Consider the following 10,824-nt stretch of genomic DNA (forward strand, 5'->3'; position numbering starts at 1 on the left):
GCTAGGAGAGCGCCATGTCCGTCAATCTTACCGCCACCACGAAGAGTTCAGTCGCCAACGCAAATGCAGTCACCGAAGCCACGCGGGCGGTCGTGCAGGAGTTCCTTGCCGCGCGATTGGCCGGGGACACCGCGCGGCTCGTCGCGCTCTTCGCCGACAAGGTCGACTGGCAGCTCGCCGAGAACCCCGCCGCCCCGTGGATCCGCCCGCGGTCCACCGCCGTCGAATGCGCGGCGCTGTTTACGGAACTGATGGAGCACACCGTGCCCGAGGACGCACGCGCCTCCGTCGACACTTTTCTCGTCGACGGCACGGACGCGGTCCTGATGGGGCACCTTTCAGGAACCGTACGCGCGACGGGAAAGTCCTTCGAGGGCCCGTTCGCGCTGCGCCTTACGGTCGAGAACGGCCGGATCACGCGTCACCACCTCTACGAAAATAGCCTGTCGATCGCCGAGGCCTGCACCGCGTAAGGGCGGCGGACGACCGCTTCCACTGCCCCTACTCTCACCCCGAATGCACGAAACGGCGTGCGGCGGCACGCTTGAGCCCGAGCTGGCGTTCGCGCCAGATGATGAAGAGCCCGGCACCGATTACAATTGTCCCGCCGACAAGCGTATAGAGTGTCGGCACATCGCCGAAGGCATAGTAGCCGACGACAATGGCGAGGATCATCGACGTGTACTCGAAGGGCGCGATGGTGGAGAGTTCTGCGTAGCGATAGCACTGGGTCATCAGGATCTGCGCGGTGCCTCCGCAAATGCCCGCGCCGATCAGGGCTAGAGTCTCTTCCCAGGAGAGGGCAGTCCAGCCAAACGGGATTGTGAACAGGGAAATCACAGTCGCCGTGAGCGAAAAGTACATGACGATGGTGGCGGTCTTTTCCGTTGCCACGAGGCGGCGCACCAGCAGCATGGCAACGGCGGACAGGCCTGCCCCACACAGGGCCGCGATAACGCCGAGGGCCTGCCCGCTTTCCAGATTGGATTCGCCGGTCAGCAGCTCGAGCTTCGGCCAGGCGATGATGATGACCCCCAAGAAGCCGATGAGGACGGCGCTCCAGCGATAAATGCGCACCGTCTCGCCCAGAAAAATTGCGGACAGGGCGATGACCATAAGCGGCTGGGCATAGTTGAGGGTGATTGCATCGGGTAGCGGCAGGCGCGTGAGGCCGAAGAAAGTGGCCGCCATGGCTGCCACGCCGATAAGCCCGCGCATGAGGTGACTCACCGGATGGCTGGTTTGAAGAGCCGTCTTCAGTTCACGCCGCCAGGAAAGCATGAGCAGGATGGGGAAAATCGCGAAGAACGAGCGGAAGAAGACGATCTGTCCGGGCGGAACCGTTTCAGCCGATTTGATGAGCGACGACATGACGACGAAAATCGTCACGGAAATGATCTTGAGCGTGATGCCGAAAAGCGGGCGTGGTTCAGTATCCAGATCGTTGGCGGCAACGGCCATGACGTTACCTTTCGAGCCGGTGGCGAGCGCACACCCTTCCCAAGGGGGAAGTGGACAGCCGTCTCACGCGGCTGAACGAGCGGGCTTCTCTCGGACGGGCGCAGTCTCGGGAAATCGGGTGGCCGGGGCCATGGACCTCCTCTTGCCGCTTTGCGGCCATCTCCCCCTCAAGGGGGGAGAACGGCGCCTTTGAAAGATCGCTCACCGTGCCGCCCGGGCCTCCGCGATCGCATTCCAGACGCGGGACGGTGTCGCCGGCATTTCGATGTGCGAGATGCCGTAGGCGCGATAGAGCGCATCGACCACCGCGTTGAGCGCGGCCGGCGTGGCGCCGACGGTGCCGGCCTCGCCGGCGCCCTTCATGCCGAGCGCATTAGCGCTGGAAGGCACGTTGCGCGTCTCGAAGTGGAAAGACGGCAGGGTATCGGCACGCGGCATGGTATAATCCATGAAGCTCGCCGTGACGAGCTGACCGTCCTCGGAATAAACCGTCTCTTCGACCAGCGCCTGCCCGATCCCCTGCGCAATGCCACCGTGGACCTGGCCAGCCAGCAGCACGGGGTTCGCCGTGGCGCCGAAATCGTCCACCACCGTATAGTTGACGATCTCGGTCTCACCCGTATCCGGGTCGATCTCCACCTCGCAGATATGGGTGCCGTTGGGATAAGTCGGCTCCTTCTGCTCGAAGTCGCCCATGCCCTTCAGGTCGTCGGGGTTCTTTGCCGCCTTGGCAATGGCGGCAAAATCCATCGACCGATCCGTGCCGACGATGCGCGCCTCGCCGTCGACAAGCTCGATATCGGCGGCGGCGGCTTCAAGTTCATCCGCGGCGATCTTTTTGATCTTCTCGGCCAGATCCTCGCCCGCCCGCGAGGCGGAAACCCCGCCGATGGGAATGGAACGCGAGCCGCCCGTGCCGCCGCCAGAGGGCAGATCGTCCGTATCGCCCTGGCGCAGCTTGACCTTGTCGACGTCGATGTTCAGCTTCTCGGCCACGAACTGGGCATAGGCGGTGGCATGGCCCTGGCCATTCGACTGGGTGCCGATGGAGAGCGTCACCGTGCCGTCGCCATTGAGGATGAGGCGCGCCGGCTCGGAGCCCGGGAAGGCGCAGGCCTCGATATATGTGGACATGCCGATGCCGCGAATGCGGCCGCGCTTCTTCGCTTCCTCCAGCCGCTCCTCGAAGCCGGCCCAGCCGGCACGCTCCATGGCGAGCGACATATGGCCATCCAGCTCGCACCGGTCGTAGGTTCGCCCGCCCGGCGTACTGTAGGGGAACTGCTCCGGCTCGATGAAATTGCGGCGGCGGATCTCCTCGCGCGGAATGCCGAGCTGCCGCGCGCACTCTTCCACCAGCTTCTCGATGAGGAAGGCGGCTTCCGGCCGCCCTGCCCCGCGATAAGCGTCCACCGGGCAGGTGTTGGTGTAGACACCCTTGACCGTCACATCCATCGCCTGGATGTCGTAGACGCCCGTCGTCATGGTGACGCCGCCGGTCGGGATAGATGGCCCGAACTGGTGAATATAGGCGCCCATATTGGCCAGCATCTCGACCCGCATGCCGAGGAAACGCCCGTCCTCGTCGAGCGCCATCTCCGCGGTCGCGAAGTTGTCGCGGCCTTGGCTGTCGGTCATGAAATGTTCGCCCCGGTCGCTCAGCCACTTGACCGGTTTGCCGAGCCGCTTCGCCGCCTCGAGCACAAGCGCGTATTCGCGGTAGGTGAACGCCTTCGTACCGAAGCCGCCGCCCACGTCGTGCGTGATGACGCGCAGCTTTTCCTTCGGGATGTTGAAGACGATGCCGGTCAGAATCGACTGCATCATGTGCACGCCCTGCGTGCCGGTGGTCAGCACATAGCGGTCCTCGTCGTCGTGCCATTCGCCGACGGCGGCGCGCGGCTCCATGTAGTTGGCCACGAGACGATTGTTGATGAAGGAGATTTTCACCACGCGATCCGCCTTGTCGAAGGCAGCTTTCGTCGTGTCCTTGTCTCCCATGTGAAAAAGGAAAGCCTGGTTGGAGCCGACTTCCGGCCAGACCAGCGGCGCATTGCTCGACAGCGCCTCGACGGTGCCCACCACCGCTTCCTCGTCCTCATAGTCGACGTCGATCAGTTCGGCGGCATCCTGCGCCTGGTCGCGCGTGTCGGCCACGATGAAGGCCACGGCATCGCCGACATAGTTCACCCGGTCGCGGCAGAGGATGGGAATGTCATGCGTGGGCGCCTTGGTGCCATCCGGCTGCTCTGGCATGGCAGCGGATTTGAGATCGCCCAGATGCGCGAGCTCGGCGCCTGTCAAGACGAGGTGGACACCCGGCGCGGCCTTGGCCTCGTCCACCGAGCCGATGGTGAATTTCGCTTTCGCCACCGGCGAGCGCAGCACATAGCCGTGCAGCGTGCCGGCCGGCATGATATCGTCCGTGTAGCGGCCCTTGCCTGTGATAAAGGCCCCGTCTTCCGTGCGCAGCACGGATGCACCCATGCCGAATTTCGGTGTGAGAACCGTCATACCGCGTTCCTTGCGATTGGATTGGAGACGACTGAAGACATCTTTCGAACAGTTTTGTCGACAGGTTCCATCGTGTAAAGAGCCAAGACTCGAAAATGTTGCGCCAGTCGGCGCGCGGACCAGAATTCGCCAGCAGGAGAAATGAATGCGCACCGATACCGGCCAGGCCTTCCGCCTCGAAGACTACCGCCCGACCGATTATCTGATTCCGGAGGTGGATCTTTCCTTCCGGCTCGATCCGGACGAGACGCTGGCAACGGCAAAGCTGACAGTCGAGCGCCGCGACGGGGTTGCGGCCGGCACGCCTCTGGTGCTGGACGGCGACGGGCTGACGCTAAAGGAGCTCCTTGTCGACGGCACGCCGGTTGCGGACGCTGCTTTCGAGGCGACGCCTGACAAGCTGACGCTCATGGCGCCGCCCGAAGGGAAGCGGTTCGAGCTTACCATCGTCACCAGGCTTACGCCTGCGAAGAACAGCACGCTGATGGGGCTTTACGTTTCCAACGGCGTCTATACGACCCAGTGCGAGGCGGAAGGTTTCCGACGCATCACCTATTTCTTCGACCGGCCGGATGTGTTGTCGAGCTATCGCGTGCGCATCGAGGCGCGTAAAGCCGAAGCCCCGCTGCTGCTCTCGAACGGCAATCCAGCGGACAGCGGCGACCTTGATGGCGGCTGGCACTATGCCGTCTGGAACGACCCTTTTCCCAAACCGTCCTACCTCTTCGCGCTGGTGGCGGGTGACCTAGGCTCGGTGCACGACACCTTCACGACTGCCTCGGGACGCAATGTAAAGCTGGGCATTTATGTGGAGCACGGGAAGGAGCCGCTGGCTACCTATGCCATGGACGCGCTGAAGCGCTCCATGCGCTGGGACGAGGAGCGCTTCGGGCGCGAATACGATCTCGACGTGTTCAACATCGTCGCCGTTTCCGACTTCAACATGGGGGCGATGGAGAACAAGGGCCTCAACGTCTTCAACGACAAGTACGTCCTGGCCGATCCCGAGACCGCGACCGACGTCGACTACGCCAACATCGAGGCGATCATCGCGCACGAATATTTCCACAATTGGACTGGAAACAGAATCACTTGCCGGGACTGGTTCCAGCTTTGCCTGAAGGAAGGGCTGACGGTCTATCGCGACCATGAATTCTCCGCCGACCAGCGCTCGCGTCCTGTGAAACGCATCTCGGAAGTGCGCACGTTGAAGGCGCTGCAGTTTCCGGAGGATCAGGGGCCGCTTTCACATCCCGTGCGCCCGCGGCGCTATCGCGAGATCAACAACTTCTACACGGCGACCGTCTACGAGAAGGGCTCGGAGGTCGTGCGCATGATCCACACCATGCTGGGCGAGGAGAACTTCCGCGCCGGCATGGACCTCTACTTCGACCGGCATGACGGTCAGGCCGTGACCATCGAGGACTTCCTGCGCTGCTTCGAAGAGGCGTCAGGCAAGGACCTCGACCAGTTCGCGCTCTGGTATCATCAGGCCGGAACGCCGAATGTGTCGGTCAAGACGCAGTACGATGCGGACGCCAAGGAATTTACACTGGAGTTGGAGCAGTCGGTACCGCCGACGCCGTCGGAATCGCGCAAGAAGGCCCTTCACATTCCGCTTGCGTTCGGACTTGTCGGTCCGAACGGGCAGGATATGGCCTATGACAGCGTGGAAGGTGCGGATGTCGAGAACAGTGTCATCCAACTGAAGGAGCGCAAGCAGACACTGCGCTTCACGGGTGTGAGTTCACGGCCCGTTCTTTCGATCAATCGCGGCTTCTCCGCGCCCATCGCGCTCCACCATGAAACGGCGAAGGAAGACCGGTTCTTCCTTGCCCGGCACGACAGCGACCTGTTCTCGCGCTGGCAGGCGCTGAATACGCTTTTCCTTGAATCACTTATCGATGCTTCTTCACGTATCCGTGGCGGGAGGGAGCCTGAGTTCGACGCAATGCTGCTCGACTATCCGGCGGAGATCGCCGCGGACGAGACACTGGAGGAAGCCTATCGCGCACTCGCGCTGACGCTCCCGGCGGAAGCCGATATTGCCCGTGAAATCGGTGAAAATATAGACCCGGACGCGGTCCACAGGGCCCGGGAAGCGCTCCGGACCGCCATCGCGCGTGAAGCAGAGAAGTCTTTTGCCGATGTCTACCATGCGCTCAAGGATGAGGGCGCCTTCAGCCCCGATGCGGCAAGCGCCGGGCGGCGGGCATTGCGCAATATCCTGCTCGACTATCTGGTGGCCGGTGCGGGTGAGCCGGATCGCGCGGAACGCCAGTTCGCGGCCGCAACCAACATGACCGAACGCGCGGCGGCATTGAACGTTCTGGCACATCAATTTCCGACGAGCGAGGCGGCGGGCAAGGCACTCGCCGATTTCGAGACGCGCTACAAGGGAAATGCGCTGGTGCTCGACAAGTGGTTCATGATCCAGGCCACGATTCCCGGGCCGGAGACGGTCGAGAGGGTGCGCTCGCTGATGGCGCATCCGACCTTTTCGACCACCAATCCGAACCGCCTGCGCTCGCTCATTGGTGCATTCGCGAACAGCAACCAGACCGGCTTCCACCGGGCCGACGGTGAAGGCTACGACCTCCTGGCCGATACGGTTCTGCAGGTGGACGGGCATAATCCGCAGGTGGCGGCGCGCCTGGCCGTGGCCTTCCGCTCATGGCGGTCCATGGAGAAAGCCCGGCAGGAGAAGGCGCGCAAAGCGCTCGTTCGGATTTCCAGCGAGGAAAAGCTTTCGCGAGACGTGCGCGATATCGTGGAGCGCACGCTGGGATAGGATCGCGCTCTTCGCGGTTCCGGAACGCGGTGCTGTTCGGGACAGCGCCGAGTGGGGCGGCTTTCCGGATACGCCGGCGCGCTTCGTGATCGCTCAGGCATGGATACCAAGGTCAAGCCTTGGCATGACACGGTATTTATGTGCGCGCGACGAAACGAGCCGGCGTTTGTGAAAACGCACCCTACGCTCCTCGCCTCAACGCAAGGTTCAGGGACAGATCCCGGACACCCGCCGCTGCCTCGGATCCCGCAGCGAATCACTTTTCTGTCATATTTTGGCCACCTACTGGACAAGGTGAATCAGCTCTGATTCCTTATCTATGATTCGCGGGTGGAGTAGGCGGATCTGCCAGCGACAACAAGGCGAGGGATCAGATGGGAAGGGCTGCTGCGTGGGCCACGCCCGCGAAAGCCATATTTTCAAGATGGGGGCGCGCCAGGGGCGCGGCCGGCGTAGCAGGGAATGCGAAGATTATCGCCGCTCCAGCCTATGAGCGCCTGCTGGCCGTCGAGCCCTATCTGCGCCACGCGATCCCCGTTCTGGTCATCATCTTTCTTCTGGTGATCGCCGCGGCGCGGTTCCTCGCGCTCATGAGCTGGCGAGACGATATCGAGCAGGATACCAAACAACTCCTGGGGCTTTCCGCGCAGAATTTAGCGCAATCCCTGCAATTGTCGGCCAGCGAAGGCGTGCCTCCAGCACCCGAGGCGCGCGCCATAGTCGCACGCGCGGACCGGCAGGCAGACAGCGGCTGGACGCTTGCGGTCACGGATCCCGCCTTCGTCGTCGTGGCGGCGACACCGGAGGCGCAACGCCTGCAAGGCCGCTCGCTCGAAACACTGGTTACTGGTGGCCGGCCGCTGTTCATGTTCGGTGACCGCGCGGGCGTCCACGAAGTGCACCTCAACGGCACCGAATGGTTCGCGGCGGTCAGCATCGCCAAGGAAGGACGCGGCGCGGCGGTGGCGCTTGCGCCGATGGACGGGATCTTTGCCGAATGGCGCCGCTCCATGTCGCTCAACGTGACGCTCTTCGTCATGACGGCTGGTGTGCTGATGGCCATTCTCTATGCCTATTTCAGCCAGGCCGCGCGAGCGCAGGCGGCAGACCGCATCTATCTCGAAGCGCATCAGCGGATCGACCTGGCGCTGGTGCGCGGCAAATGCGGGCTGTGGGACTGGGACATGGCGCGCGGCAAGATGTACTGGTCGCGCTCCATGTACGAGATGCTGGGCTACAAGGCTGCGGACGTCATGCTTTCCTTCGGGGATGTGGCGAGCCTGATCCATCCCGAAGATGGTGACCTCTTCGCTGTTGCCAACCGTATCGTCTCGCGCGAGACGGACCAGATCGATCAGGTATTCCGTATGCGGCATGCCGACGGGCGGTGGATCTGGGTGCGTGCCCGCGCGCAGGTCGTCGATCCGGACACGCCGGACATTCACCTGATCGGAATTGCCGTCGATGTCACGGAGCAGCGCGATCTCGCGCGGCAATCCGAGACCGCCGATCTGCGTCTGCGGACCGCTATCGAGAACATCACCGAGTCCTTCGTACTCTGGGATGCATCGGAGCGGCTGGTCATGTGCAACACGAAGTACCAGCAGGATACGGGTCTTTCCCACGAGGAAATCGTCGCCGGCGCTTGTCGCAGGGATATCGAGGCACGGATGAACCCGGTCCGTTACGAGCGGCGGCTGGGGAATACGACGAACCGGGACGGCGGAGCACGTTTCGAGCGCCAGCTTGCCGACGGCCGCTGGCTTCAGGTCACCGAACTCAGGACGGGCGACGGGGGCACGGTGGCGGTCGGCACTGATATCACGCAACTCAAGAAGAACCAGGAGAAGCTGGTCGAGAGCGAGCGGCGCCTGATGTCGACCATTCACGACCTGAGTGTGGCCCGCCATGCGGAGCAGGAGCGCGGCAAGGAGCTGGTGGAACTCAACCGCAAATACATGCGCGAGACGGAGCGCGCGGAGGCTGCCAGCCGCGCTAAGTCCGAATTCCTGGCCAATATGTCCCACGAGCTCAGGACACCGCTTAACGCAATCATCGGCTTTTCGGAGCTGATGCAGTCCAAGATGTTCGGCGCGCTGGGATCCGAGCGCTACGAGGAATATGTCGGAGATATTTACGCCAGCGGCAATTACCTGCTCGGCGTCATCAATGACATTCTCGACATGTCCAAGATCGAGGCAGGTCAGTTCTCCGTCAATCGGGAGAACGCAGACCTTTCGCCGCTCATCCAGGAGGCGGTTCGCGTCGTGCGGCTTCAGGCACAGAAGAAGAATATCGCCGTGGAGACCGATATTCCGGAAAGCATCGGTCTTTTCGCGGACCGGCGGGCGGTCAAGCAGATCGTCATTAATCTGCTCTCCAATGCGGTGAAGTTCACCGGCGACGGCGGAACGGTGGCTCTGCGGGCGCGAAAGGTTGCCGGCGCCGTGACGATCTCCATCGGGGACAATGGCTGCGGTATTCCGGGGGGCGCGCTGAAGAAGCTCGGCCGCCCGTTTGAGCAGGTGGAAAATCATCTTTCAAAGAGCCACACTGGTTCCGGACTCGGGCTGGCGATCTCCCGTTCGCTGGCCGAGCTTCACGGTGGCAGGCTGCGCATCCGCTCGAAGGAAGACGTGGGCACCGTCGTCTCCGTGCGCCTTCCCGTTGCTGAGCGCATCGAAGCGGCGGCGTAGAGCGCGCGAGGGTGACGGTCTGGGAGGATTCCGGAAGCGCGCTCGAATTTGATCGTAGCGCGTCACCTTTCACTCAGCGTTCCCGAAGCTGTTGCTGGCTGCGGTAAAACCTGCTTTACGTCCTTCCCGCAACCCGGTTCACGAACAACTCGAATCCTGGAGGATGCTTGACAATGCGCATCGGTTTCCTGGCCGTGCTCCTGTTTGCCGTGTGCGGCGCCCCGCTGCCGGCAGCCACACAGCAGAAAAACGACGAACCCGAGAAGGTTCTGCAACGGCTTTTCGAGGCATCGGACATCGAGGAGGAATGGTTTACGCAGGCATTCCTGGATCAGGTCCCAGTTGCGCAGGTTTCGGCAATCGTTTCCGACCTGGAACAGCGATTCGGCTCGTTCGAATCCGTTGCCGGCGCGGGAGAGAGTTTTACGATCAGCCTTGAAGAGGCTGAGGTGCCGACCCGGCTGGCACTGGATTCGGAGGGCCGGATCGCCGGGCTATTCATCGAGCCGCCAATTGCCGCCGGCACGCTGCTTTCGGATCAGATCCAGCACATCGCCACGCTGCCGGGAGAGACTGCCGTGTTCGTCACCAGAAATGGTGAGCCGGAAGCGGAGCATAATCCCGACGAACCGCTTGCCGTGGGTTCGGCGGCGAAGCTTGCCATCCTCAAGGCTGTCGCGGATGCAGTGGGGGCGGGAGACCTGCAATGGGATCAGGTGGTGCCGCTCAAGCCGGAATGGCGCTCGCTTCCGACCGGCATTCTGCAAGACTGGCCGGAGGGAAGCCCGTTAACGCTCTCGACGCTCGCCGGCCTGATGATCTCGATGAGCGACAATGCGGCGACCGATGCGCTGATCGATCTGGTAGGAAGCGACTCCGTGACCGCGGAAACACCGCGCAACGCACCCTTTCCAACGACGGCCGAGCTTTTCAAGCTGAAGGCAAAGGATAATGCTAACCTCCGTCAGGCTTGGATCGAAGGGGACGAGGCGGCGCGGCGGGATGTTCTGAATGAACTCGCCTCCAGGCCACTGCCGGAAGCATCGAAGATGGAGACGGATCCTAGCATCGAGGTCGAGTGGTTCCTCTCGGCCGACGAGCTATGCACGCTCATCGCGGAGCTTGCCGATCTGCCGGCGTTCCGCATCAATCCGGGGCTGGCTGAGGCGGCAAACTGGCAGCAAATCGCCTATAAGGGCGGCTCGGAAGCGGGCGTTCTTAACTTCACCACATGGCTGACGGACGGCGAGGACGCATACTGCGTTTCGGCAACGTGGAACAACGCCGTTTCAAATCTCGACATGTCGCAACTCGTCTCCCGCTACCGGGCCATTCTGCGCATCTTGAGAGAGGGTGACTGAC

6 protein-coding genes are annotated in these 10,824 nt (G+C 62.6%); 4 read left to right on the top strand and 2 right to left on the bottom strand.

What is annotated here, in order from left to right; all coding sequences use genetic code 11:
* Nucleotides 1-14: 14 nt before the first annotated feature.
* A complete protein-coding gene (locus LY631_RS08640; protein WP_274424832.1) occupies nucleotides 15-473 on the top strand; it encodes a nuclear transport factor 2 family protein in 459 nt (152 codons plus the stop codon).
* 34 nt (nucleotides 474-507) lie between these two features.
* Here the strand turns inward: LY631_RS08640 and LY631_RS08645 are convergent, their stop codons facing one another.
* A complete protein-coding gene (locus tag LY631_RS08645; RefSeq protein WP_274424833.1) occupies nucleotides 508-1,461 on the bottom strand; it encodes a DMT family transporter in 954 nt (317 codons plus the stop codon).
* Nucleotides 1,462-1,662: 201 nt separating this feature from the next.
* A complete protein-coding gene (locus LY631_RS08650) occupies nucleotides 1,663-3,975 on the bottom strand; it encodes a xanthine dehydrogenase family protein molybdopterin-binding subunit (RefSeq protein WP_274424835.1) in 2,313 nt (770 codons plus the stop codon).
* Nucleotides 3,976-4,120: 145 nt separating this feature from the next.
* On the opposite strand from LY631_RS08650, the gene pepN reads away from it, so the two are divergent.
* The 3 genes from pepN (at nucleotide 4,121) to LY631_RS08665 (ending at nucleotide 10,823) form a co-directional block, all read left to right on the top strand.
* A complete protein-coding gene (gene pepN / locus LY631_RS08655) occupies nucleotides 4,121-6,766 on the top strand; it encodes an aminopeptidase N (RefSeq protein ID WP_274424836.1) in 2,646 nt (881 codons plus the stop codon).
* 374 nt (nucleotides 6,767-7,140) lie between these two features.
* On the top strand, nucleotides 7,141-9,462 hold the full coding sequence (locus LY631_RS08660) for a sensor histidine kinase (protein WP_274424838.1): 2,322 nt from the start codon (nucleotides 7,141-7,143) through the stop codon (nucleotides 9,460-9,462).
* Nucleotides 9,463-9,635: 173 nt separating this feature from the next.
* On the top strand, nucleotides 9,636-10,823 hold the full coding sequence (locus LY631_RS08665; RefSeq protein WP_274424839.1) for a serine hydrolase: 1,188 nt from the start codon (nucleotides 9,636-9,638) through the stop codon (nucleotides 10,821-10,823).
* Nucleotide 10,824: the final 1 nt, after the last annotated feature.

This window comes from Chelativorans sp. YIM 93263 (assembly GCF_028767125.1).
Lineage (GTDB): Bacteria > Pseudomonadota > Alphaproteobacteria > Rhizobiales > Rhizobiaceae > Chelativorans.